Source organism: Oceaniradius stylonematis (assembly GCF_003149475.2).
GTDB lineage: Bacteria > Pseudomonadota > Alphaproteobacteria > Rhizobiales > Rhizobiaceae > Roseitalea > Roseitalea stylonematis.
Genome location: NZ_QFWV02000002.1, coordinates 222 through 23,068, shown reverse-complemented (window position 1 = coordinate 23,068; position 22,847 = coordinate 222). Strand labels below are relative to the sequence as shown.

The 22,847-nt window shown below is 64.9% G+C and carries 34 protein-coding genes and 3 pseudogenes; all 37 read right to left on the bottom strand.

Going from position 1 to position 22,847, the window contains the following annotated elements; all coding sequences use genetic code 11:
* Positions 1-144 precede the first annotated feature (144 nt).
* Entirely contained in the window at positions 145-819 is a 675-nt protein-coding gene (locus DEM25_RS01510; RefSeq protein ID WP_109767993.1) for a protein-L-isoaspartate(D-aspartate) O-methyltransferase, read from the bottom strand.
* Positions 816-1,574, bottom strand: coding sequence for a 5'/3'-nucleotidase SurE (surE, locus tag DEM25_RS01505; RefSeq protein WP_109767994.1), 759 nt, complete (start codon positions 1,572-1,574; stop codon positions 816-818). The genes DEM25_RS01510 and surE overlap by 4 nt, the downstream gene beginning before the upstream one ends.
* 21 nt (positions 1,575-1,595) lie before the next feature.
* Positions 1,596-2,195 (bottom strand): annotated as a pseudogene (locus DEM25_RS18325) (aminoacyl--tRNA ligase-related protein); the annotation flags it as partial.
* A gap of 156 nt (positions 2,196-2,351) precedes the next feature.
* Positions 2,352-3,017 (bottom strand): annotated as a pseudogene (locus DEM25_RS18320) (serine--tRNA ligase); the annotation flags it as partial.
* An 85-nt stretch (positions 3,018-3,102) separates the two neighbouring features.
* Positions 3,103-4,086 (bottom strand): RluA family pseudouridine synthase, encoded by a 984-nt coding sequence (locus DEM25_RS01495; protein WP_109768045.1) that lies wholly within the window; start codon positions 4,084-4,086, stop codon positions 3,103-3,105.
* A 4-nt stretch (positions 4,087-4,090) separates the two neighbouring features.
* Positions 4,091-4,468 (bottom strand): fluoride efflux transporter CrcB, encoded by a 378-nt coding sequence (gene crcB / locus DEM25_RS01490; protein ID WP_109768046.1) that lies wholly within the window; start codon positions 4,466-4,468, stop codon positions 4,091-4,093.
* Between the two features lie 46 nt (positions 4,469-4,514).
* The gene (locus DEM25_RS01485) at positions 4,515-5,069 is read right to left on the bottom strand and encodes a flavodoxin domain-containing protein (protein WP_109767996.1); all 555 of its coding nucleotides are present in this window, start codon (positions 5,067-5,069) and stop codon (positions 4,515-4,517) included.
* A 75-nt stretch (positions 5,070-5,144) separates the two neighbouring features.
* The gene (locus DEM25_RS01480) at positions 5,145-5,537 is read right to left on the bottom strand and encodes a hypothetical protein (RefSeq protein ID WP_109767997.1); all 393 of its coding nucleotides are present in this window, start codon (positions 5,535-5,537) and stop codon (positions 5,145-5,147) included.
* Positions 5,530-6,849, bottom strand: a complete 1,320-nt coding sequence (locus DEM25_RS01475; protein WP_109767998.1) for a replication-associated recombination protein A — start codon at positions 6,847-6,849, stop codon at positions 5,530-5,532. Before DEM25_RS01475 ends, DEM25_RS01480 begins: the two co-directional genes overlap by 8 nt.
* Positions 6,849-8,330 carry a DegQ family serine endoprotease gene (locus DEM25_RS01470; protein WP_109767999.1) on the bottom strand — a complete coding sequence of 494 codons (1,482 nt, stop codon included), beginning with the start codon at positions 8,328-8,330 and terminating at the stop codon, positions 6,849-6,851. The genes DEM25_RS01475 and DEM25_RS01470 overlap by 1 nt, the downstream gene beginning before the upstream one ends.
* 234 nt (positions 8,331-8,564) lie before the next feature.
* Positions 8,565-8,996: a 50S ribosomal protein L17 gene (rplQ, locus tag DEM25_RS01465; protein ID WP_109768000.1), complete on the bottom strand. Its 432-nt coding sequence runs from the start codon at positions 8,994-8,996 to the stop codon at positions 8,565-8,567.
* Positions 8,997-9,041: 45 nt separating this feature from the next.
* A complete protein-coding gene (locus DEM25_RS01460) occupies positions 9,042-10,049 on the bottom strand; it encodes a DNA-directed RNA polymerase subunit alpha (RefSeq protein WP_109768001.1) in 1,008 nt (335 codons plus the stop codon).
* Positions 10,050-10,148: 99 nt separating this feature from the next.
* A complete protein-coding gene (rpsK, locus tag DEM25_RS01455) occupies positions 10,149-10,538 on the bottom strand; it encodes a 30S ribosomal protein S11 (RefSeq protein ID WP_109768002.1) in 390 nt (129 codons plus the stop codon).
* 76 nt (positions 10,539-10,614) lie between these two features.
* Positions 10,615-10,983, bottom strand: a complete 369-nt coding sequence (gene rpsM, locus DEM25_RS01450) for a 30S ribosomal protein S13 (RefSeq protein WP_109768003.1) — start codon at positions 10,981-10,983, stop codon at positions 10,615-10,617.
* Positions 10,984-11,211: 228 nt separating this feature from the next.
* A complete protein-coding gene (locus tag DEM25_RS01445; RefSeq protein WP_109768004.1) occupies positions 11,212-11,796 on the bottom strand; it encodes an adenylate kinase in 585 nt (194 codons plus the stop codon).
* Positions 11,793-13,133 carry a preprotein translocase subunit SecY gene (secY, locus tag DEM25_RS01440; RefSeq protein ID WP_109768005.1) on the bottom strand — a complete coding sequence of 447 codons (1,341 nt, stop codon included), beginning with the start codon at positions 13,131-13,133 and terminating at the stop codon, positions 11,793-11,795. Before secY ends, DEM25_RS01445 begins: the two co-directional genes overlap by 4 nt.
* A 153-nt stretch (positions 13,134-13,286) precedes the next feature.
* On the bottom strand, positions 13,287-13,769 hold the full coding sequence (gene rplO / locus DEM25_RS01435; RefSeq protein WP_109768006.1) for a 50S ribosomal protein L15: 483 nt from the start codon (positions 13,767-13,769) through the stop codon (positions 13,287-13,289).
* A gap of 15 nt (positions 13,770-13,784) precedes the next feature.
* Positions 13,785-13,985: a 50S ribosomal protein L30 gene (gene rpmD / locus DEM25_RS01430; RefSeq protein WP_109768047.1), complete on the bottom strand. Its 201-nt coding sequence runs from the start codon at positions 13,983-13,985 to the stop codon at positions 13,785-13,787.
* 50 nt (positions 13,986-14,035) lie between these two features.
* A complete protein-coding gene (gene rpsE, locus DEM25_RS01425) occupies positions 14,036-14,614 on the bottom strand; it encodes a 30S ribosomal protein S5 (RefSeq protein ID WP_109768007.1) in 579 nt (192 codons plus the stop codon).
* Between the two features lie 101 nt (positions 14,615-14,715).
* Positions 14,716-15,078 carry a 50S ribosomal protein L18 gene (gene rplR, locus DEM25_RS01420; protein WP_109768008.1) on the bottom strand — a complete coding sequence of 121 codons (363 nt, stop codon included), beginning with the start codon at positions 15,076-15,078 and terminating at the stop codon, positions 14,716-14,718.
* Between the two features lie 12 nt (positions 15,079-15,090).
* The gene (gene rplF, locus DEM25_RS01415) at positions 15,091-15,624 is read right to left on the bottom strand and encodes a 50S ribosomal protein L6 (protein WP_109768009.1); all 534 of its coding nucleotides are present in this window, start codon (positions 15,622-15,624) and stop codon (positions 15,091-15,093) included.
* A gap of 50 nt (positions 15,625-15,674) precedes the next feature.
* The gene (gene rpsH / locus DEM25_RS01410; protein ID WP_109768010.1) at positions 15,675-16,073 is read right to left on the bottom strand and encodes a 30S ribosomal protein S8; all 399 of its coding nucleotides are present in this window, start codon (positions 16,071-16,073) and stop codon (positions 15,675-15,677) included.
* Positions 16,074-16,085: 12 nt separating this feature from the next.
* Positions 16,086-16,391 carry a 30S ribosomal protein S14 gene (gene rpsN / locus DEM25_RS01405; RefSeq protein ID WP_109768011.1) on the bottom strand — a complete coding sequence of 102 codons (306 nt, stop codon included), beginning with the start codon at positions 16,389-16,391 and terminating at the stop codon, positions 16,086-16,088.
* A gap of 25 nt (positions 16,392-16,416) precedes the next feature.
* Positions 16,417-16,909 (bottom strand): annotated as a pseudogene (gene rpl5, locus DEM25_RS01400) (large ribosomal subunit protein uL5).
* On the bottom strand, positions 16,902-17,213 hold the full coding sequence (gene rplX / locus DEM25_RS01395; protein ID WP_109768013.1) for a 50S ribosomal protein L24: 312 nt from the start codon (positions 17,211-17,213) through the stop codon (positions 16,902-16,904). Before rplX ends, rpl5 begins: the two are co-directional and overlap by 8 nt.
* A 12-nt stretch (positions 17,214-17,225) precedes the next feature.
* Complete coding sequence (rplN, locus tag DEM25_RS01390) at positions 17,226-17,594, bottom strand: 50S ribosomal protein L14 (protein ID WP_109768014.1); 369 nt, start codon at positions 17,592-17,594, stop codon at positions 17,226-17,228.
* Between the two features lie 65 nt (positions 17,595-17,659).
* Positions 17,660-17,902 carry a 30S ribosomal protein S17 gene (gene rpsQ / locus DEM25_RS01385; protein WP_109768015.1) on the bottom strand — a complete coding sequence of 81 codons (243 nt, stop codon included), beginning with the start codon at positions 17,900-17,902 and terminating at the stop codon, positions 17,660-17,662.
* A gap of 5 nt (positions 17,903-17,907) precedes the next feature.
* Positions 17,908-18,114: a 50S ribosomal protein L29 gene (gene rpmC / locus DEM25_RS01380; RefSeq protein WP_109768048.1), complete on the bottom strand. Its 207-nt coding sequence runs from the start codon at positions 18,112-18,114 to the stop codon at positions 17,908-17,910.
* 12 nt (positions 18,115-18,126) lie between these two features.
* Positions 18,127-18,540, bottom strand: coding sequence for a 50S ribosomal protein L16 (gene rplP / locus DEM25_RS01375; protein ID WP_109768016.1), 414 nt, complete (start codon positions 18,538-18,540; stop codon positions 18,127-18,129).
* A 21-nt stretch (positions 18,541-18,561) separates the two neighbouring features.
* Positions 18,562-19,269, bottom strand: a complete 708-nt coding sequence (gene rpsC / locus DEM25_RS01370) for a 30S ribosomal protein S3 (protein WP_109768017.1) — start codon at positions 19,267-19,269, stop codon at positions 18,562-18,564.
* Positions 19,269-19,652, bottom strand: coding sequence for a 50S ribosomal protein L22 (gene rplV / locus DEM25_RS01365; RefSeq protein ID WP_109768018.1), 384 nt, complete (start codon positions 19,650-19,652; stop codon positions 19,269-19,271). The genes rpsC and rplV overlap by 1 nt, the downstream gene beginning before the upstream one ends.
* Positions 19,653-19,654: 2 nt before the next feature.
* Positions 19,655-19,933: a 30S ribosomal protein S19 gene (gene rpsS / locus DEM25_RS01360; protein WP_109768019.1), complete on the bottom strand. Its 279-nt coding sequence runs from the start codon at positions 19,931-19,933 to the stop codon at positions 19,655-19,657.
* A gap of 18 nt (positions 19,934-19,951) precedes the next feature.
* Positions 19,952-20,785: a 50S ribosomal protein L2 gene (gene rplB, locus DEM25_RS01355; protein WP_109768020.1), complete on the bottom strand. Its 834-nt coding sequence runs from the start codon at positions 20,783-20,785 to the stop codon at positions 19,952-19,954.
* Positions 20,786-20,806: 21 nt separating this feature from the next.
* On the bottom strand, positions 20,807-21,100 hold the full coding sequence (locus tag DEM25_RS01350; RefSeq protein ID WP_109768021.1) for a 50S ribosomal protein L23: 294 nt from the start codon (positions 21,098-21,100) through the stop codon (positions 20,807-20,809).
* The gene (gene rplD / locus DEM25_RS01345) at positions 21,097-21,717 is read right to left on the bottom strand and encodes a 50S ribosomal protein L4 (RefSeq protein ID WP_109768022.1); all 621 of its coding nucleotides are present in this window, start codon (positions 21,715-21,717) and stop codon (positions 21,097-21,099) included. Before rplD ends, DEM25_RS01350 begins: the two co-directional genes overlap by 4 nt.
* A complete protein-coding gene (gene rplC / locus DEM25_RS01340) occupies positions 21,717-22,433 on the bottom strand; it encodes a 50S ribosomal protein L3 (protein ID WP_109768023.1) in 717 nt (238 codons plus the stop codon). The genes rplD and rplC overlap by 1 nt, the downstream gene beginning before the upstream one ends.
* Before the next feature lie 34 nt (positions 22,434-22,467).
* Positions 22,468-22,776 carry a 30S ribosomal protein S10 gene (gene rpsJ / locus DEM25_RS01335; protein ID WP_026481640.1) on the bottom strand — a complete coding sequence of 103 codons (309 nt, stop codon included), beginning with the start codon at positions 22,774-22,776 and terminating at the stop codon, positions 22,468-22,470.
* Positions 22,777-22,847: the final 71 nt, after the last annotated feature.

Genomic DNA, 22,847 nt, shown 5'->3' with positions numbered 1-22,847 from the left:
TGACGCCGAACGCCGGCGGGCATCAAACATACGCATTACTCGCCCTGCCCCTCTTTCGCACTCGGGGCGATTAAAGCGCGTTAGTGTTACCCGTCAGTTAAGCGTTGGAAAGATCGCCGTGTCGGCGACCGAATCTGCACCGGATCAGAGCGCCCTGGGAAGGCCGGAGGCCATCGGCTGAACCCGGACCGTGCCGATATCCTCGCGCTCGAAACGGTTGCCCACCTTGGTCAGCCGGACCAGCACCTGACGGCCGTCGCCCTCGCCCACCGGGCAGACGATGATGCCGCCCGGCACGACCAGATCGGAAAAGCCGCGCGGCAGGGCTTCCATGGCCGGCCAGACGACGATGCGATCGAACGGGCCTTCGGTGCTGCCGGCCGCGCCGTCGGCCTGGCTGGCGATCACATTGTCGCGCTTGAGGGCGCGGAAACGGGCCTGGGCGGCCTGATGCAGGCGCGCAAAGCGCTCGATGGTGTAAACCCGCTTGACCATCGCGCCCATGACGGCGGCGGTGTAGCCGGAGCCCGTGCCGATTTCGAGCACGCGGTTCTGCGGTTCGAGCCCCAGCGCCGACAGGATCAGCGCCTGCTGGTCGAGGCCCTCGATCGTCTCGCCGCAATCGATCGGGATGGTGCGGCTGCTCCAGGCGGCATCGTGATATTGCGGGTCGACAAAGGCGCGGCGCGGCGTCGCCTCGATCGCTTCCAGAAGCGCCTTGTCGCCGATTCCCGCCGCCCGCATGCGCAGCACGAAGGCGGCAAAGCCCTCGCGGTCGATGGCGGCCAGGCTGGTCGGGATGGCGAGCGCCGGCGTCATGCGATCGCGTCTTCCAGCGACCGTTTGAGCTCATGCGCGGTGAAATCGAGCTTCAGCGGCGTCACCGCGATCCGGCCCTCGCGCAGGACGGCGATGTCCGTGTTGCCCTTGGCCTCGACCGGCGAGCGGCCGAACCGCATCCAGAAATAGGGAAAGCCGCGCCCGTCGCGCCGCTCTTCCATGAACAGGCCATGCAGCAGCTTGCCCTGCTCGGCGACGGCCACGCCCTTGACCTCGTCGGCAGCACAATTGGGGAAATTGACGTTCAGGAACGTGCCCTCCGGCATGTCCATGGCGATCAGCTTCTCAAGCAGTGGCGGCGCATGGGTCTCCGCGACGGACCAAGGCACGAAGCGGCGATTGTCGCTGAAATTGTAGGCCTGGCTGAGCGCGATCGAGCGCACGCCCAGAAGCGTGCCTTCCATCGCGCCGGCGACGGTGCCCGAATAGGTGATGTCGTCGGCGATGTTCTGGCCCGAATTGACGCCCGACAGCACCAGATCGGGCTTTTCGGGCATCACATGCGTCACCGCCATGATCACGCAGTCGGTCGGCGTGCCGCGCAGCGCAAAGCGGCGCTCGTCGATCTCGCGCAGGCGCAGCGGATCGTTCAGCGTCAGCGAATGCGCCAGTCCCGACTGGTCTGTCTCCGGCGCGACCACCCAGATGTCGTCGGACAGCGACCGGGCGATCCGTTCGAGCGAGGCCAGTCCCTCGGCATGGATGCCGTCATCATTGGTCAAAAGAATGCGCATTGGTTGTCCTTGGTCCCGGGTTCAGGCGGTGATCACATCGATGGCGCCCATATAGGGCTTGAGCGCGTCGGGCACGGCGATCGAACCGTCTTCCTGCTGGTAGGTTTCCATCACCGCGATCAGCGCCCGGCCCATGGCGACGCCCGAGCCGTTGAGCGTATGGACGAAGCGCGTCTGCTTTTCCCCTTCAACGCGATAGCGGGCATTCATACGGCGCGCCTGGAAGTCGCCGCAGACCGAGCAGGACGAGATCTCGCGATAGGCGCCCTGCCCCGGCAGCCAGACCTCGATGTCATGGGTCTTGCGGGCGCCAAAGCCCATATCGCCGGTCGACAGGACCATGGTCCGGAAATGAAGACCGAGCCGCTCGAGCACGGTTTCGGCACACTTGGTCATGCGTTCCAGTTCGTCGAGCGAGCTCTCCGCATCGGTCACCGAGACCAGTTCGACCTTGTAGAACTGGTGCTGGCGCAGATAGCCGCGCGTGTCGCGGCCGGCAGACCCCGCTTCCGAGCGGAAGCAGGGTGTCAGCGCCGTGTAGCGCCGCGGCAGATAATCGTGATCGATGATCGCCTCGCGGACGATGTTGGTCAGCGGCACTTCGGCGGTGGGAACCATCCACAGTCGGGAAGATGGTTGTCGTTCCGCGCGCAAGCGCTCCATTTCGCGGAACACCTCAATCTGAGGAAAATCGTCCACGCCATAGGCATTCATCACGTTGGAAAACGCCAGGCCGGCGAGTTCATCGTCGGCGTAACGTGGTTCGCCGGACCTTGCGGTCGCGAACAAATCCTCCGAAAACTTCGGCAACTGCCCCGTCCCAAACATGGCATCGTCGCGGACCAGAAGCGGCGGGTTCACCTCGGTGTAACCATGCTCGGTCGTGTGCAGGTCAAGCATGAACTGGCCGAGCGCCCGCTCGAGCCGCGCCAGCCCGCCGGACACCAGCGTGAAGCGCGCACCGGACATCTTGGCCGCCGTCTCGAAATCCATCTGGCCGAGCGCCTCGCCCAGCTCGAAATGCTCCTTGGGCTGGAAGTTGAACTGGCGTTTCTCGCCGGTCTGGCGCAGCTCGACATTGGCGTCTTCGTCGGGCCCGACCGGCACGTCGTCGAGCGGCACGTTGGGGATGCGCGCCAGCGCGTCGCGCAGCCTGGCATCCAGTTCGCGCTCGACATCCTCGGCGGCGGCGAGAAATGCCTTGAGCTCGCCGACCTCGGCCTTCAGCAGTTCGGCCTTTTCGGTCTCGCCGGCGCCCATCGCCGCGCCGATTTCCTTCGATGCCGCGTTGCGGCGGGTCTGCGCCTCCTGGACGCGCGCGATATGCGCCCGGCGCTCCTCGTCCAGCTTGATCAGCGACGCGGATTCGGGCTCCGCGCCGCGCTTTTTCAGCGCCGCATCGAGCGCTTCGGGATTGTCCCTGATCCAGCGAATGTCGAGCATGGGAATTCGTCCTGAAATGAACCGCGTCGGTCCATCGCGCGAACACGGGGCAAGGTCAAGGCGGCGGGCCGCCTTTCGGCGGCGATCAGTCCTCGCGGTCGCCGTCGGCCTCGTCGAGACCGAGCAGGTTCCAGCTTTGCACCATGTGCGGCGGTAGCGGCGCGGTGACATTGATCATGCCGCGATCGGGATGGGGAATGCGCAGGCGGCGGGCGTGCAGATGCAGCTTCTTCTGGATGCCGCCGGGAAAATCCCAGTTGGGATCGTCTTCGAAATATTTCGGATCGCCGATGATCGGACAACCCATGTGCAGGGCATGGACGCGCAACTGGTGGGTACGGCCGGTTTCCGGCTCGAACTCCATCCAGCTCAGCCGTTGGCCCGCCGTTTCGATCACCCGATAGCGCGAGACGGCGTGGTCGGCGTCGGCCTCGCCATGCTTGACGACGCGCATGCGGTCGCCGTCGGGCGTTTGCTCTTTTGCAAGCCAGGTGGAGATCTTGCCTTCGGGCTTTTTCGGCGCTCCCTTGACCAGCGCCCAGTAGATCTTCTCGGTGTCGCGCTTGCGGAACGCGGCGGTCAGCTTCTGTGCGGCGCCGCGCGTGCGCGCCACCACCAGAACACCGGATGTGTCGCGGTCGAGCCGGTGCACCAGACGCGGCTTTTCGCCCTTCTTGCTGCGCAGCGCGTCGAGCATGCCGTCGACATGGCGGGCGACGCCCGAGCCGCCCTGCACCGCAAGGCCCGCCGGCTTGTTGAAGACGAACACCTTGTCGTCTTCGTAAAGGATCATGCGCCGGAGGGCGTCGGCATCGCCGGTGTTCTTGATCGTGCCCGCCGTCACCGGCCCGTCACCGGTGCCGGTCACCTGCGGCGGCAGGCGGATCGCCTGACCGGCTTCGAGCCGCGTATCCGCCTTGGCGCGCTTACCGTCGATGCGCACCTGGCCGGTGCGCAAAAGCTTTTGGAGCGCGCCGAAGCCAAGGCCCGGAAAATGGCTCTTGAACCAGCGGTCGAGCCGCATGCCCGCCTCGTCGCTGTCGACCGTCTTTTGCGAAACCGCTGCCATCGGCTCAGGCACCCGCGCGCATCAGGGCAAGGCCGGCGAACAGGGCGGCAATCGAGGCGGCCATGGAGATCAGCGCGTAGCCGAGCGCGGTGCCGGTGTCGCCGCGCTGCCACAAAAGCGCGAAATCGAGCGAGAAGGCGGAAAAGGTGGTGAAGCCGCCAAGGAGGCCGACGCCGAGAAACAGGCGCAGATGCTCGCCCGTGCCGCCGCGGCGCATCAGCCAGCCGACCAGCAGACCCATCAGAAGCGAGCCGACCACATTGACGGTCAGCGTCGCCCACGGATAGCCGCCGCCAAGCCAGCGGCCCGCACCCAGAAAGGTCAGGTAGCGCAGCGCGGCGCCGAGGCCGCCGCCCAGCGCGACATAGACGAGATTGACGATCATGGCCCGTCGTCTACGCGATCATGCGGGCCGGGCAAAGCGCAAATCAGATCTTGCCGGCGACGTCCGGAATGTCCTTGACGAACCCGTCGACGAACAGGTCGAGCGCGCCCCAATCGGTGAACTCATAGTCATGGGTCGTGTCGGTCGGCGCATCCTTCTTGTCGGCGATGCGCTTGAGCATCCATTTGCGGAAGAAATCATACTCGGTGTATTTCAGCGCGCCGGCGGCATGGTGCACCGAGACCGGCCACCAGCCGGTTTCCTCGCTGAAATGGGCGGTGATTTCATTGAGCTCTTCCCACTCGCCGGCATCGTCGCCAGCCGCCGTCAGCGACACGGAAACGAACACGCCCGGCCGCGCCATCAGTTCGCGCTTGTGGCGTTCGACATAACGGCGCAACGGTGCCGGAAAAGCACCGATATGCACCGGACCGGCGCATATGATGCCGTCGATCTCGTCGATGGACAGCGAGTCGGGCGGATGGGTGGTGTCGACCATGACCGCCTCGTGCTGATTGTCCTTCAGATAGCGCCCGATATGCTCGGCGATTTCCCGTGTCTGCCCTTCAACGGTCGCATAGATGACGAGAATGCGCATGACTGTCTCCCGTTATGGCGTTCTTTTCCTGACCGGCAGAATAGACGTTCCGCGCCGTCCGTGGATTGACCTTCGTCAAGCGGCAAACCCGGCAATGGCCTGCCGCAGCGCGGTGCCGGGCAAAAAGCCCGCCGCGGCCGCCAACCCGTTGGCGCGGGAAATCGTGCCGCGTTCAAGCGTATCGGCAGCCTCCCCTATTCGAGCCGACATGTGACCGACCGCGCAGGCGGCGATCCCCGCCTCATCCAGCATGGCCAGACCCGCAACGCCCGCTTCATCGCGGCCTATGCCCGCATCGTTGAAGACGTAGAGCGCGGCATCGACCGACAGCGCATAACCCGCTGCCGACGCTCCGCCATGGGAGCCGGTCACGACGATGGCGCCGGCATCGTCGGCAATCACCTGCGTCACCGAATCGATCAGCACCACGGCGTGCCGGCCCACGGTGACCGTCCGCCGATCAGCCATCGCCGGTTCCGCCGGAGCGTTCCGCCCGCAGCTTGGCCCAGTAGTCGAGCCTCTTTCCGATCTCGCGCTCGAAGCCGCGTTCGACCGGCTCGTAGAAGCGCCTGCGGCCCATCTCGGGCGGGAAATAGTCCTGTCCGGAAAAGGCGTCGGGCTGGTCGTGATCGTATTGGTATCCCGCGCCATAGCCCTCGGCACCCATCAGCTTGGTCGGCGCATTGAGGATGTGTTTGGGCGGCAGCAGCGAGCCGTGCTCCTTGGCGGCGCGCATCGCGCCTTTCATCGCCGTATAGAGCGCGTTGGACTTGGGTGCGGTGGCGAGATAGACGCAGGCTTCGGCCAGCGCCAGTTCGCCCTCGGGCGAGCCGAGATAGTCATAGGCGTCCTTGGCGGCGAGCGCGACGGTGAGTGCCTGCGGATCGGCCAAACCGATATCCTCGGACGCCATGCGAACCAGCCTTCGGCCCAGATAGAGCGGGTTTTCGCCAGCATCGAGCATGCGGGCAAGATAGTAGAGCGCGGCGTCCGGATCGGAGCCGCGCACCGATTTGTGCAGGGCGGAGATCAGATTGTAGTGGCCGTCCTGGCCCTTGTCATAGATCGGCGCGCGCCGCTGCAGCACGGCGCGCAGCCCGTCGCCGTCGAACAGATCGCCCTCGCGCGCCACGCGCCAGACTTCCTCGGCCAGCGTCAGAACGGCCCGACCGTCACCGTCGGCCATGCCGACGAGCAGCGCCCGCGCCTCATCGTCGATGGGCAATGTCCGGCCGGTTTCGCCTTCGGCCCGGTCGAGCAGCGCGGCGAGCGCGTCGTCTTCCAGCCGCTTGAGCGTCAGGACGCGCGCCCGCGACAGGAGCGCCGCGTTGAGTTCGAAGGACGGGTTTTCCGTCGTCGCGCCGATCAGCGTGATCGTGCCGTCTTCCATCACCGGCAGAAAGCTGTCCTGCTGGGCGCGGTTGAAGCGGTGGATCTCGTCGACAAAGAGAAGCGTCGGCAGGCCGTCGCGCCGGCGCACGCGCGCCGCCTCGAACACCTTTTTCAGATCGGCGACGCCCGAGAAGATAGCCGAGAGCTGCTCGAAGTGCTGACCGGCCTCGGCGGCGATCAGGCGGGCGAGCGTGGTCTTGCCGGTGCCGGGCGGCCCCCACAGGATCAGGCTACCGAGCGAGCCGGAAGCCAGCATGCGCGTGACGACGCCGTCGGCGCCGGTCAGATGGTCCTGTCCGACGATCTCGCCCAGTGTCTTGGGGCGCAACCGGTCGGCCAGCGGCCTGTTGGCGGCCTCCTCGGCGACGCTGTCGAAGAGCGACGCCATCAGAAACGCAGGAACTGGTTGATCGTGCGGCCCTGCCGGTTCAGCGTGAAACGCCATGAGCGCCCGCCGCTGTCGGCCAGGCGGATCACATCGTCGACGGTCTCGATCGGCAGACCGTTGACGGCGACGATGATGTCGCCGGGCCGGAGTCCTGCGCGCAGGGCCGGCGCGCCGCGCTCGATCTGCGTCACCACCACGCCGTCACCGCGTCCGGGCAGGTTGAGACGCTGGCGCAAGCGCGGAGACAGGTTTGCGACGACCGCGCCGGCAAAGGGCGACGCGCCCTTGATCAGCGTTTCCTGGGCCGGGCGGGTTTCGGGCGGACGAGCGAGAACGATGTCGACGGCACGTTCGCGGCCGCGCGACAGCACGGTCAGCGCCGTCGTGCCGCCGGGACCGATGGTCGCCAGCCGGTAGCCAAGCGCGTCGGGATGTTCGATGGCCGCTCCATCGATGGCGAGCACCACATCGCCGGCGCGCAGGCCCGCCGCGCCCGCCGGCCCGTCCGGATCGACATCGACGATCAGCGCGCCCAGCGGCCTGTCGAGGCCAAGGCTCTCGGCGATCTGGGGCGTGACGGGCTGGAAATCGGCGCCCAGATAGGGCCGCTCGAAGGCGTCCGCCCCGCCGCGCGCCTGTGCGACAACGGCGGCGACCATGTTGGAGGGGATGGCAAAGCCGATGCCGTTCGAGCCGCCCGAGCGCGAGAAGATCGCCGTGTTGATACCGACGAGACGGCCCTGCATGTCGATCAGCGCGCCGCCGGAATTGCCCGGATTGATCGCCGCGTCGGTCTGGATGAAGAAGCCAAAATCGGCGACGCCGACACGCGTGCGGGCAAGCGCGGACACGATGCCCGAGGTGATCGTCTGGCCGACACCGAACGGGTTGCCGATCGCCAGGACGAGATCGCCGGTCAGAAGCTGATCGGAGTTGCCGAACGGCAGCGCGGTGAAGCGCTCATCGGTTTGCAGACGCAAGACGGCCAGATCGGCGCGCTCGTCGCGCAGCACGACCTCTGAGTCGAACTCGCGCCCGTCGGCCAGCGCGACACGCACCTCGTCCGCACCGGAAATGACATGGTTGTTGGTGACGACAAGCCCGCCCTCGTCGACGATCACGCCCGAACCGAGCGATGACTGGACGCGCGGCGGACCGGAGAACTGGTTGCCGAAGAACTGCTCGAAGAACGGATCGCCCGCAAAGGGCGAACGCTGCTGAACGCGGCGCGCCGCATAGACGTTGACCACAGACGGCGCGGTTTGCTGGACCAGCGGCGCAAACGAAAGCTGCATCTCGGCTTCGCCCAGCGGCACGCGGCGGGCCGTCTGACCTTCGACGGCGGGCGCCTGCGCCTCGCCGCCGAGCCCGCGCAGCAGATCGCGCAACGCGCTGCCGCTGTCCTGGGCAAGTGCGGCAGCGGCCAGCATTGTCAGCCCGGCACATGCCGCAAGAAGGATTGCAATCGGTCTGTTCATCATGGTGCCTTGACTGGTCGCCGGGTCATTGAATCACCGGACCAAGTGCTACCACAAAGGCGGCTGAAATGGGGAGCCGCAAGCCGGGCCGGCCGGGTGTGCCGCCACCCTGCCACGCACTTTCGCCCAAAAAAGAAAGGGAGCCGCGCCATAATGGCGAGCTCCCGAGCCCAGTCGACTGATGTGGCGCTCCCGGCGTGCGGGCCGCGCCATCTTCTTATGGGTGTAAAGGCGGTCTTATGCGGCCGCTTCGGCTTCGGCGGCTTCCTCGGCCTCGATGCGCGCGCGGTCGGCGGCGCCCTTGGCGTCGACGTCACGGTCGACGAACTCGATCACGGCCATCGGCGCGGAATCGCCATGGCGGAAGCCGGCCTTCATGATCCGCAGATAGCCGCCATTGCGGTCGGCGTAACGCGGCGCGATGTCGGCGAACAGCTTGCGCGTCTGCGTCTCGTCCTGGATCTGCGAGGCGACCTGGCGGCGCGCATGCAGATCGCCGCGCTTGCCCAGCGTGACGAGCTTTTCGACGATCGGACGCAGTTCCTTGGCCTTGGGCAGGGTCGTGACGATCTGCTCATGCTCGATGAGCGAAGCGGCCATGTTTGCGAACATCGCCTTGCGATGGCTCGATGTACGGTTCAGCTTGCGGCCTGCTTTGCGGTGGCGCATCAGCCTTCTCCTCGGGTTTCCGGCCTTGGGGTGCCGGCGCGTTGGTTAGTAATGGTCTTCGTAGCGTTTGGCGAGATCTTCGATGTTCTCGGGCGGCCATGCGGCCACTTCCATGCCCAGATGCAGGCCCATGGATGCGAGCACTTCCTTGATCTCGTTGAGCGACTTGCGGCCGAAGTTCGGCGTGCGCAGCATTTCGCCTTCGGTCTTCTGGATCAGGTCGCCGATATAGACGATGTTGTCGTTCTTCAGGCAGTTGGCCGAACGCACCGACAGTTCCAGTTCGTCGACCTTCTTGAGCAGTGCCGGGTTGAACGCCAGCTCCTGCACCTGTTCCTCGGCGGCCTCGCGCTCGGGCTCCTCGAAATTGACGAAGACGCCGAGCTGGTCCTGCAGGATGCGCGCGGCATAAGCCACCGCGTCCTCGCCCGACAGCGTGCCGTCCGTCTCGACGTTCATGGTCAGCTTGTCATAGTCCAGAACCTGGCCCTCGCGGGTGTTCTCGACCTTGTAGGAAACCTTGCGCACCGGCGAATAGAGGCTGTCGACCGGGATCAGGCCGATCGGCGCGTCTTCGGCGCGGTTGCGGTCTGCGGGTACATAGCCCTTGCCGGCATCGACGGTGAATTCCATGCGGATTTCGGCGCCCTCGTCCAGCGTGCACAGCACGTGGTCGGGGTTCAGCACCTCGACATCGCCGACCGTCTGGATATCGCCGGCGATCACGGTGCCCGGACCCTGCTTGCGCACGACCATGCGCTTGGGGCCGTCGCCTTCCATACGGATGGCGATTTCCTTGATGTTCAGGATGATGTCGGTGACGTCTTCGCGTACACCGGCAATCGACGAGAACTCATGCAGGACACCGTCGATCTGCACGGCGGTCACGGCGGCACCGCGCAGCGACGACAGCAGCACGCGGCGCAGCGCGTTGCCGAGCGTCAGGCCAAAGCCGCGCTCGAGCGGCTCGACCACGAGCGAAATCTTGTTGCCCGAGCCCTTGAACTCGACCTTGTTCGGCTTGATCAGTTCCTGCCAATTCTTCTGTATCACGGCGTCTTCCTTCAGCTAGCCTGCCACCATCCATTCGTGGCAACAGCTTCTTCCACGGCCAGCGGAGGATTGGCGCCAGCCGGACGGACAATGGATGCGTTACACGCGGCGGCGTTTGCGCGGCCGGCAGCCATTGTGCGGAATGGGGGTGACATCCCTGATCGAGGTGATGGTGAAGCCGGCAGCCTGCAAGGCACGCAGCGCCGATTCACGGCCCGAACCGGGGCCACACACTTCGACTTCAAGCGACTTCATGCCATGTTCCTGGGCCTTGCGGGCGCAATCCTCGGCGGCGACCTGGGCCGCGAACGGGGTCGATTTGCGCGAGCCCTTGAAGCCCTGCATGCCGGCCGACGACCAGGCAATCGCGTTGCCCTGCGCGTCGGTGATGGTGATCATGGTGTTGTTGAATGTCGAATTCACGTGGGCGATGCCCGACATGATGTTCTTGCGCTCGCGACGGCGAACGCGGGTGGCTTCTTTTGCCATCTTCAGTCCTTCGATCTCTGCACCGCCGTAATGCCAGCGGCTCCACCTGCGGAACCGGCCACGCGGGCCGGCCCAATTACTTCTTCTTGCCGGCGATCGCCTTGGCCGGACCCTTGCGGGTGCGGGCATTGGTGTGCGTGCGCTGACCGCGCACCGGCAGGTTGCGGCGATGGCGCAGGCCGCGATAGCAGCCCAGGTCCATCAGACGCTTGATGTTCATCGAGGTCTCGCGGCGCAGGTCACCCTCGACGCGATAGTCGCGGTCGATGGTTTCGCGAACCGCCAGAACCTCGGCGTCGGTCAGTTCATTGACGCGGCGCGAGGGGTCGATGTTGTTCTTCTCGACGATTTCCTGCGCGAATTTCGAGCCGATCCCGTGGATGTACTGCAGCGCGATCACAACGCGCTTGCCTGTCGGGATGTTGACGCCAGCGATACGAGCCACGCGGCTTCTCCTTTGTTGCCCGGGCAGCCGGGTCTTTCAGTCCTGTCCGGGGTTCCGGGGTGTTCGGTTCGAGCCAGTCTCAAAACAAAAAGACCGGAGCGGGATGCCGCAGCCGACCTTTGTCAATACGCTGGCTAGATCAGCGTGCATATCGGGGAATCGCAGTGGAATGTCAACTCCCCGAAGCGATGTTTTTGCCGGCCCTATGCGGATGCCGGCGTGTGCCGCTCAAAGGCTGTCGAGCACCTTGGCGATCTGTTCGGTCACGCCCTCGATCGAGTCCATGCCGTCGACCGGGCGCAGCTTGCCCTTGGCGTAATAGTAGCCGAGCAGCGGCGCGGTCTTCTTGTAATACTCGCGCAGACGCTCGTCGAACACTTCGGGGTTGTCGTCCTTGCGCACCGGCTGGCCCGCGGCGGCAGCCTCCTCGGCGCGCTTGACGATGCGGCCGACGAGCGCCTTGTCATCCACGGTCAGTTCGATGACGGCATCGAGCGCCATGCCCTTTGCCTCCATCATCGCCTCGACCGCATCGGCCTGGGCGAGCGTGCGCGGATAGCCGTCGAGGATGAAACCGTCGGCGCAATCGGGCTCATCGATCCGGTCGGAGACGATCGCATTGACGATGTCGTCGGAGACCAGTTCGCCCGCTTCCATGATCGCCTTGGCGCGCAGGCCGACCTCTGTGCCCGCGGCGACGGCGGCACGCAGCATGTCGCCGGTCGACAGTTGCGGAATGCCGTGGCGCTCGACGAGCCTTTGTGCCTGGGTCCCCTTGCCCGCTCCCGGCGGGCCCAACAATATCAGTCTCATCGACGCTTCTTTCCCCCGCGCAGCTTGGATTTCTTGATCAAGCCTTCATACTGGTGCGCGATGAGATGTCCTTGCACCTGCGCGACCGTATCGAGCGTCACGCTGACGACGATCAGCAGCGACGTGCCGCCGAGATAGAACGGCACGCCCGTGCCCGCTATTAGAAATTCGGGTAACAGGCACACCAGAACGAGATAGATCGCGCCGACCACGGTGATCCGGGTAAGCACGAAGTCGATATATTCGGCCGTGCGCTGGCCCGGGCGGATGCCCGGAATGAAGCCCGAATGGTTCTTCAGATTGTCGGCGGTGTCCTGCGGATTGAAGACGATCGCGGTGTAGAAGAAGGCGAAGAAGGCGATCATCCCCGCGTAAAACAGCATGTAGAGCGGCTGGCCGTGGCCGAGCGCGGCGAGGATGGCGGTGCCCCATTCGGGCAGGTCGCGCGTGTCCGAGAAGCCGGCCAGCGTCGCCGGCAGCAGCAGCAGCGACGAGGCGAAGATCGGCGGGATGACGCCGGCCGTGTTGAGCTTCAGCGGCAGGTGCGACGTGTCGCCCTGGAACATGCGGTTGCCGACCTGGCGCTTGGGATACTGGATCAAAAGCCGCCTTTGCGCGCGTTCGACAAAGACAATCAGGGCGATCACGGCGATGGCGAGAAGGATGATCGTGATGATGAAGACCGTCGACATGGCGCCGGTGCGGCCCAGTTCCAGCGTGCCCGCGACGGCGCCCGGCAGCCCCGCGACGATGCCGGCGAAAATGATCAGCGAGACGCCGTTGCCGATGCCGCGCGCGGTGATCTGCTCGCCGAGCCACAGAAGGAACATGGTGCCGCCGACCAGCGTGATGACGGTCGAAATGCGGAAGAACCAGCCCGGATCGGCGACGATGTTGGCGCCGCTCTCAAGGCCCACGGCGATACCGTAGGATTGCAGTGTCGCCAAAAGGACCGTCAGATAGCGCGTATACTGGTTGATGACCTTGCGGCCCTGCTCGCCCTCCTTCTTGAGCTGTTCGAGCGTCGGGACAACCGAGGTCATCAGCTGGACGGCGATCGAGGCCGAGATGTAGGGCATGATGCCGAGCGCGAACACGGCCATGCGCTCGACGGCGCCGCCGGTGAACATGTTGAACATGCCCAGAATGCCGCCCGCCTGGTTGGCGAAGGCCTGGGCATAGGCTTCCATGTTGAGGCCCGGAATGGGGATGTAGGTGCCCAGCCGGTAGACCAGCAGAACACCGAGGGTAAACCAGATGCGCTTCTTGAGCTCGGTGGCCTTGGCAAATGCGCCGAAGTTGAGGTTTGCAGCCAGCTGTTCAGCAGCAGATGCCATGGACAGTCTCCGTCTTGGGACGCGTTCGCCGAAGGTCGGGCACCGCGCTCGCGGGTCTGGTCGCAGATAGGCGCTGGCCCTTGGGGGCGCAAGTCAATTTTGAGGCCGCACGGATCGCGGCGGCCTCAAGAAGGTGTGTTGTCGTCAGCCGAATTATTCGGCGTCGGCTTCGGCCTTGGGCGCGAGGATCGTCACCGATCCGCCGGCCTTTTCGATCTTGGCGACGGCAGCCTTGGACGCGCCGGCCACTTCCAGCGCGAACTTGGTCTTGGCTTCGCCATCGGCCAGAACCCGGACGCCGTCCTTGGCGCGGCGCAGCACGCCTGCCTCGACCAGTGCCTCGGCCGTCACCGGCTTCTTGGCATCGAGCTTCTTGGCCTCGACAGCCTGTTCGAGCCGGGCGATCGACACGATGTTGTAGTCGGTCGGGAACGGGTTGTTGAAGCCGCGCTTGGGCAGACGCCGGTAGATCGGCATCTGGCCGCCTTCATAGCCGTTGATAGACACGCCCGAACGGGATTTCTGGCCCTTGACGCCACGGCCGCCGGTCTTGCCCTTGCCCGAGCCGATGCCGCGGCCGACGCGCGAGCGCGACTTGCGCGCGCCCTCATTGTCACGCAGTTCGTTGAGTTTCATCGGTCAGCTCCCCGATCAGCTTTCGTCCACGACGCGCACCAGATGGTGCACTTTGCGGATCATGCCGCGCACGGCGGGAGTGTCTTCCAGCGTGCGGCGGCGGTGCATCTTGTTCAGGCCCAGCCCGATCAGCGTCTGGCGCTGCTCGGCGGGGCGGCGAATGGGGCTGCCGATCTGCTCGACGGTGATCGTTGCGCCCTTCTTGCTCTCAGCCATGATCATTGTCCTTGCCAGGGCCCCTCGCCTTCCGGCGAGCGGCTCATGCCTTACTCTTCGGCGCCGATCAGCTCGCGGCGGCGCGCCTGGAGCGTCGAGTGCTTGATACCGCGCTGGGCGGCGATGTCCTTGGGATGCATCTGATGCTTGAGCGCATCGAACGTCGCCCGGACCATGTTGTAGGGGTTGGACGACCCGAGCGACTTGGCAACCACGTCCTGCATGCCGACGGTCTCGAAGACAGCGCGCATCGGGCCGCCTGCGATGATGCCCGTACCGGCCGGTGCCGCGCGCAGCAGGACCTTGCCCGCGCCGTGACGGCCTTCGACGTCATGGTGCAGCGTGCGGCCCGAGCGCAGCGGCACGAAGATCATGTCGCGCTTGGCGCTTTCGGTGGCCTTGCGGATCGCCTCGGGCACTTCGCGTGCCTTGCCGTGTCCAAAGCCGACGCGGCCCTTCTGGTCGCCGACGACGACGAGCGCGGCAAAACCGAAGCGCCGGCCGCCCTTGACGACCTTGGCGACGCGGTTGATGTGAACCAGCTTGTCGACGAATTCGCTGTCGGCTTCTTCGCGATCACGCCGGCGGTCACGCCCGCGGCCACCGCGATCCTGAGGTTGTTGTGCCATGTCCTTGTCCTTTGTTCTTTTCCGGTTCCAGGCAGTGGTTGATGGTGTGGTCGCAAATCCGAACGACAAGCGCTGCACGCTTCCGCCGGCCCTGCTCCGGCTTAAAAGTTCAGGCCGCCCTCGCGGGCAGCGTCGGCCAGGGCCTTCACGCGGCCATGGAAGATATAGGCGCCGCGGTCGAAGACAACGTCCTTGACGCCGGCCTTGGTGGCGCGCTCGGCGACGAGCTTGCCGACGGCGGCGGCGGCATCGGTGTCGGCGCCCGTCTTCAGCGCCTTCTTCAGATCGGCGTCGAGCGTCGATGCGGCGGCAAGCGTCTTGCCGGCGCTGTCATCGATGACCTGCGCATAGATGTTCTTCGAAGACCGGTAGACGGACAGGCGCGGCCGGCCGTCCGAGACCTTCTTGAGCTGGCGGCGGACGCGCTGCGCACGCTTGACCAGCGCCTGTTTGGAAGCTGCCATCGTTCCCGTTCCTTACTTCTTCTTGCCTTCTTTGCGGACGATCGTCTCTTCCGCATATTTGACGCCCTTGCCCTTGTAAGGCTCCGGCGGACGGAACTTGCGGATCTCCGCGGCGACCTGGCCGAGCTGCTGCTTGTCGATGCCGTTGAGCACGATTTCGGTCGGCTTGGGCGTTGCCGCCGACACGCCTTGCGGCAGCTCATAGATCACGTCGTGGCTGAAGCCCAGAGCGAGCTGCAGCTTGGAGCCCTGCATGGCGGCGCGATACCCCACACCATTGATCTCGAGCTTGCGCTCGAACCCGGTTTTGACGCCGGTCATGATGTTTTCGATCATCGTGCGCGACATGCCCCATTTGGAGCGCGCATCCTTGGAATCGTCGCGCGGGGTGATGTTGATCGCGCCCTCTTCCATCGCCACCAGCACCTCATCATTGACCGCATAGGACAATTCGCCCTTGGGGCCCTTGGCGGTGACGGTGTTGCCGTCCACCGAGGCGGTGACGCCTTCGGGAATGGCAACGGGCTTTTTTCCGATACGAGACATTGTTCAATCCGTCCGTGTTCGTTCCGTCGACTGGGTTGGTCCGGCGCGCGTCAGAAGACGCGGCACAGATACTCCCCGCCGACATTCTTCTCGCGGGCCTCGTGATCGGCCATCACGCCCTGCGGCGTCGACAGGATCGCGATTCCAAGGCCGTTGGCGACGTGTTCGATCGACTTGGCGCCGACATAGACCCGGCGGCCCGGCTTGGAGACGCGCTCGATCTTGCGGATCACCGGGTCGCCTTCATGATATTTCAGCTCGATCTCGAACTCGGACTTGCCCGAGCCGTACTCGACCTGGGAATAGCCGCGGATATAGCCTTCGGACTGCAGCACATCGAGGACGCGCGCGCGCAGCTTGGAGGCCGGGGTGGAGATCGAATTCTTGTGGCGATGCAAACCGTTGCGGATGCGGGTCAGCATATCGCCGACGGGATCGGAAACCGACATGACAGCCTCTCCTTACCAGCTCGACTTGACGACACCGGGCACCTTGCCCAGCGAGCCCAGCTCGCGCAGTGCGATGCGCGACATCTTCAGTTTGCGGTAGTAACCGCGCGGACGGCCCGACACTTCGCACCGGTTGCGGATGCGTACCTTGGCCGAATTGCGCGGCAGCTCGCTCAGCTTGAGGGTCGCGCGGAAGCGCTCCTCGATCGGCAGCGAACGATCCATGACGATCGCCTTGAGACCGGCGCGCTTTTCGGCGTAGCGGTCGACCAGCTTGCGCCGGTGCTTGTTCTTTTCGACTGCGCTTACTTTTGCCATCAGGCTTTCCTTTCTACGCTCGCCGTTAGTGCTGCTGCTGGAACGGGAAGTTGAAGGCACGCAACAGTTCGCGCGCTTCATCATCCGTGCTCGCACTCGTGCAAACGATGATGTCCATGCCCCGGACCTGATCGACCTTGTCGTAGTTGATCTCCGGGAAGACGATGTNCGCGCGGCAGCGCGATGTTGATCAGCCGGTCCATGAATTCGTACATGATGTTGCCGCGCAGCGTCACCTTGGCGCCCAGCGGCATCTCTTCACGCACCTTGAAGCCGGCAATCGAGTTGCGGGCGCGGGTCACCACGGCCTTCTGGCCGGTGATCAGCGACAGGTCCTCGGCGGCCGTGGCGGGGCGCTTTGAATCGGTGGTCGCATCGCCCACGCCCATGTTCACCACGATCTTGGTGACCTTGGGGATTTCCATCAGGTTGGCGTACTCGAAACGCTCGCGCATTTCGCCGCGAATGGCGTCGCGATACTGGGCCTTGAGCCGCGGCTCGTAGGATGTGTCAGCCATCGATCAAATCTCCGGAACGCTTGGCAAAGCGCACTTTCTTGCCGTCTTCGACGCGGAAGCCCACGCGGGTGGGCTTGCCGTCCTTGGGGTCGGCGATCGCCAGGTTGGACAGGTCGATCGGCGCCTCCTTGTTGATGATGCCGGCCTCCTGGGCAGCGGTCTGCTTCTGGTGGCGCTTGACCATGTTGATGCCCGACACCAGCGCCTTGCCGTTCTTGGGCATGACGCGGACGACATTGCCCTTGCGGCCCTTGTCCTTGCCGGTGAGCACGACGACTTCGTCGCCCTTCTTGATCTTCTGCATAAGACCCGCTCCTTACAGCACTTCGGGGGCCAGCGAGATGATCTTCATGTGCTGCTTGCCGCGCAGTTCACGCGGGACAGGGCCGAAGATACGGGTGCCGACCGGCTCTTTGTTGTTGTTGACCAGAACGGCGGCATTGCCGTCGAACCGGATGACGCTGCCGTCGGGACGGCGAATGTCCTTGGCGGTGCGCACGACGACCGCCTTCATGACGTCGCCCTTCTTGACGCGGCCGCGCGGGATCGCCTCCTTGACGGAGACGACGATGATGTCACCGACGGACGCATATTTGCGCTTCGATCCGCCCAGCACCTTGATGCACTGAACCCGGCGCGCGCCGGAATTGTCGGCGACATCGAGATTTGTTTGCATCTGAATCATGACGCGATGCCCTTGTTCTTATCGTGCCAGCGCTTCACGCCGGCCCTGATTGTTTCGCTCGTCGTTCAGTCCGCCGCCTGGTCGGCAACCACCGCCCAGCGCTTGTTCCTGGAAATCGGCGCGCATTCCTGGATGCGCACCGTGTCGCCGACCTTGACCTGGTTGCTCTCGTCATGCGCCTGGTAGCGCTTGGTGCGACGCACGGTTTTCTTCATCAGCGGGTGCGCGAAGCGGCGTTCGACGCGCACGACGACGGTCTTGTCGTTCTTGTCGCTGACCACGACACCCTGCAAAATTCGTTTCGGCATGATCGTTATCCCTGCGCCTTGGCGGCGTTTGCTTTCTCGGCGGCGACGGTCTTGACGCGCGCAATGTCGCGGCGCACCTGGCGCACGCGCGCCGAATTCTCGAGCTGTCCCGTCGCGGCCTGAAAGCGCAGCGAGAACTGTTCCTTCTTCAGTTCGGCCAGCTTGTCGGCCAGTTCGTCGGCGGTCATCGCCCGGACATCTACGGCTTTCATCTCGCTCAACTCCTACTCGCCAATGCGCTGGATGAAGCGCGTCTTGACCGACAGTTTGGCAGCGCCAAGGCGCAGCGCTTCACGCGCGACGTCTTCGGGCACACCATCGATTTCAAACATCACCCGGCCCGGCTTGACGCGCGCGGCCCAGTAATCGACCGAACCCTTGCCCTTGCCCATGCGCACTTCGGTCGGCTTGGAGGTGACCGGCACGTCGGGGAAGATGCGGATCCACACGCGGCCGGCACGCTTCATGTGACGGGTGATCGCGCGGCGGGCCGCCTCGATCTCGCGGGCGTTGACGCGGTTGGGCTCAAGCGCCTTCAGGCCGTAGGCACCGAAGTTCAGATCGGTGCCGCCCTTGGCGACGCCGCGGATCTTACCCTTGAACTGCTTGCGGAACTTGGTCCGTTTGGGTTGCAACATCTACTTCACTCCTGCCGGCGATCAGGCGTTGTCGCGGCGGCGGCCACCGCCACCCTGGTTGTCCTGGTCGGTCGCGCGGCGTTCGGACGCCATCGGATCGTGCTCGAGGATCTCGCCCTTGAAGATCCAGACCTTGATGCCGATGATGCCATAGGCGGTCTCGGCTTCGGCGGTGCCGTAATCGACGTCGGCGCGCAGCGTGTGCAGCGGCACCCGGCCTTCACGGTACCATTCGGTGCGGGCGATCTCGGCGCCGCCAAGGCGACCGGCCGAGTTGATGCGGATGCCCTGGGCGCCAAGGCGCATGGCCGACTGAACGGCGCGCTTCATGGCGCGGCGGAACGCCACGCGGCGCTCGAGCTGCTGGGCGATCGACTGGGCGACCAGCGTCGCATCGATCTCGGGCTTGCGCACCTCGACGATGTTCAGAACGGTCTCGGCATCGGTGAACTGGCTGAGCTTGCGGCGCAGCTTTTCGATGTCGGCGCCCTTCTTGCCGATGATGATGCCCGGACGCGCCGAATGGATGGTCACGCGGCACTTCTTGTGCGGACGCTCGATCACGATCTTGGAAACGGCAGCCTGCTTGAGCTCCTTTTCCAGATATTCGCGGATCTTCAGGTCCTCGTGCAGCAGCTGGCCATATTCGCCGGTGTTGGCATACCAGCGCGAATCCCAGGTGCGGTTGATGCCCAGACGGAAGCCGACCGGATTGATCTTCTGGCCCATTACGCGGCCTCCTCTTCGACTTCGCGCACGACGATCGTCAGATGCGAGAACGGTTTGGTGATGCGGCTGGCGCGGCCGCGGCCACGGGCATGGAAGCGCTTCATGACGATCGACTTGCCGACATAGGCTTCCGACACGATCAGCGCGTCGACATCGAGATCATGATTGTTCTCGGCGTTGGCGATCGCCGACTCCAGCGTCTTCTTGACCGTGCCGGCGATGCGCTTGCGCGAGAATTCGAGATCGGCCAGCGCCGATTCGACCTTCTTGCCGCGGATCATCTGGGCGACCAGATTGAGTTTCTGCGGGCTGACGCGGACCATCCGCGCCACCGCGCGGGCCTCGTTGTCCGCGAGCCGCCGTTCTGCCTTGGGCTTGCCCATGGTTACTTCCTTCTCGCCTTCTTGTCCGCGCCGTGACCGAAATAGGTGCGCGTGGGTGCGAATTCGCCGAACTTGTGGCCGACCATGTCCTCGGACACGGAGACCGGAATGTGCTTCTGGCCGTTATAGACGCCGAAGGTCAGGCCGACGAATTGCGGCATGATCGTCGAGCGGCGGCTCCAGATCTTGATGACGTCATTGCGGCCGCCTTCACGGGCTTTTTCCGCCTTCTTGAGCAGATAGCCGTCAACGAACGGGCCTTTCCAAACTGAACGAGCCATGAGGCGTATCCCTGTTTCTTACTTCTTGCGCTGGTGACGCGAGCGCATGATGAATTTGTCGGTCTGCTTGTTCGAGCGCGTCCGCTTGCCCTTGGTCGGCTTGCCCCACGGGGTGACCGGGTGGCGGCCGCCCGAGGTGCGGCCTTCACCGCCGCCATGGGGGTGGTCGACCGGGTTCATGACGACGCCGCGCACATGCGGGCGACGGCCAAGCCAGCGCTTGCGGCCGGCCTTGCCCAGATTGATGTTGCCGTGGTCGGGGTTCGACACGGCACCGACGGTGGCAAAGCAGGACTGCTGCACCAGGCGCTGTTCGCCCGAATTGAGGCGCAGGATCGCCATGCCCTGGTCGCGGCCGACAAGCTGCGCATAGGCGCCGGCGGAGCGGGCCACCTGGGCGCCCTTGCCCGGCTTGAGTTCGACATTGTGGACGATCGTGCCGACCGGCATCGCGCCCAGCGGCATCGCATTGCCCGGCTTCACATCGGCCTTGGCGCCGGCGATCACCTTGTCGCCCGCCTGCAGGCGCTGCGGCGCGAGGATATAGCTCAGTTCGCCATCGTCATATTTGATCAGCGCGATGAAGGCGGTGCGGTTGGGATCATACTCGATCCGCTCGACCGTCGCCGAAACATCGTGCTTGCGCCGCTTGAAATCGATCTTGCGGTAGGTCCGCTTGTGCCCGCCGCCGATGTGGCGCGAGGTCATGCGGCCGGCATTGTTGCGTCCGCCGGACTTTGTCAGCCCCTCGGTCAGCGCCTTGACGGGCGCGCCCTTGTGCAGGCCCGACCGGTCGACAATGACCAGCTGGCGCTGGCCGGGCGTCGAGGGTTTGAACTTCTTCAGTGCCATGACTTCTACTCCCGGACCGGCTTAAAGGCCCGTTGCGACGTCGATCGACTGGCCTTCGGCCAGCGTCACAATCGCCTTTTTCACATCGGACTGACGCCCCTTGATGCCGCGGAACCGCTTTTGCTTGCCCTTGCGGACCAGCGTGTTGACGGCCTTGACCTTGACCGAGAAAAGCGCCTCGATGGCGGCCTTTATCTCGGGCTTGGAGGCATCGCGCGCCACGTTGAAGACAACCTGGTTGTTGTCGGAGACGAGCGTCGATTTTTCCGTGATCACCGGCGAGACGATCACGTCGTAATGGCGGAGATCGGTCATTGGAAACGCTCCTCGAGGGCCGCAACGGCATCCTTGGAGAGGACCAGCGTGTTGCGGCGCAAAATGTCATAGACGTTGATGCCCACGACCGGCAGCACATCGACATTGGCGATGTTGGCTGCGGCCTTCCTGAAGCCGTCTTCCAGTTCAGCGCCGCCGATGACCAGAGCGTTGGACAGGCCCAGATCGGCCAGCTGCTTGGCCAGAACCTTGGTCTTGCCGTCCTTGGCCGCCAGTTCGTCGACGATGATCAGACCGCCATCCCTGGCCTTGGTCGACAGTGCGTGGCGCAGAGCCAGCGCACGGACCTTCTTGGGCAGGCCGATGGCGTGATCGCGGCTGACCGGACCATGCGCCTTGCCGCCGCCGCGGAACTGCGGCGCGGACGCGGCATGGTGCCGGGCGCGGCCGGTGCCCTTCTGGCGGTACATCTTGGCGCCGGTGCGGGCAATGTCCGAGCGGCCCTTGGTCTGGTGTGTGCCGGCGCGCTTCTTGGCGAGCTGGTACTGCACCATGCGCTGCAGGATGTCGGCGCGCGGCTCGAGGCCGAACACATCGTCCTTGAGCGTGATCTTGCCGGCGGATTTGCCGGCCAGCGTGGTGACTGCGAGTTCCATTATTCGGCTCCCTCTTGTGCGGGGGCTTCGGCAGCGGCGGCTGCGGCGCGCAGGGCGGCCGGCATCGGCGCTTCGGACGGAACGGGCTGCTTGACGGCGTCGCGGACGAGGATCCATGCGCCCTTGGAGCCGGGGATCGCGCCCTTGACCAGGATCAGGCCGCGCTCATCGTCGGTGGAGACGATTTCGAGGTTCTGCGTGGTCACGCGGGTCGCGCCCATGTGGCCGGCCATCTTCTTGCCCTTGAACACCTTGCCGGGGTCCTGGCACTGGCCGGTCGAGCCGTGCGAACGGTGCGAGATCGAGTTGCCGTGCGTGGCGCGGCCGCCACCGAAATTGTGGCGCTTCATGACACCGGCAAAGCCCTTGCCCTGGCTGGTGCCCGTCACGTCGACCTTCTGGCCCGGCACGAAATGGCTGGCGACCAGTTCGGCACCCACATCGAGCATGTTGTCGGCGCTGACGCGGAATTCGGCCAGCTTGCGCTTGGGCTCGACGGAGGCCTTGGCGAAATGGCCGCGCATCGCCTTGGACACGTTTTTCGGCTTGGCGAAACCGACGCCAAGCTGCACGGCATCATAGCCGTGCTGATCGTTCGTGCGCTGGGCCACCACCTGGCAGTTCTCCAGCCGCAGCACCGTCACCGGCAGGTTGACGCCCTCGTCCGTGTAGACGCGCGTCATGCCCAGCTTCTGTGCAATCACTCCTGAACGCATGGGTTCATTCCTTCTTACGTTCGCCTGCCGCGCCTTACAGCTTGATCTCGACGTCGACACCGGCAGCCAGATCGAGCTTCATCAGCGCATCGACCGTCTGCGGCGTCGGATCGACAATGTCGAGCAGACGCTTGTGCGTGCGCATCTCGAACTGCTCGCGGCTCTTCTTGTCGATGTGCGGCGACCGGTTGACGGTGAATTTCTCGATCCGGGTCGGCAGCGGCACGGGTCCGCGGACGCCGGCACCAGTGCGCTTGGCGGTCGACACGATCTCGCGGGTCGACGCATCGAGCACGCGGTGGTCAAACGCCTTGAGGCGGATGCGAATGTTCTGGCCGTTCATGGGACGGGTTCCTCATTCAAATCAAAGAGCGCGGCATGTCGCTGCCGCGCCCCGAAGGTCGTTGGCCGGCG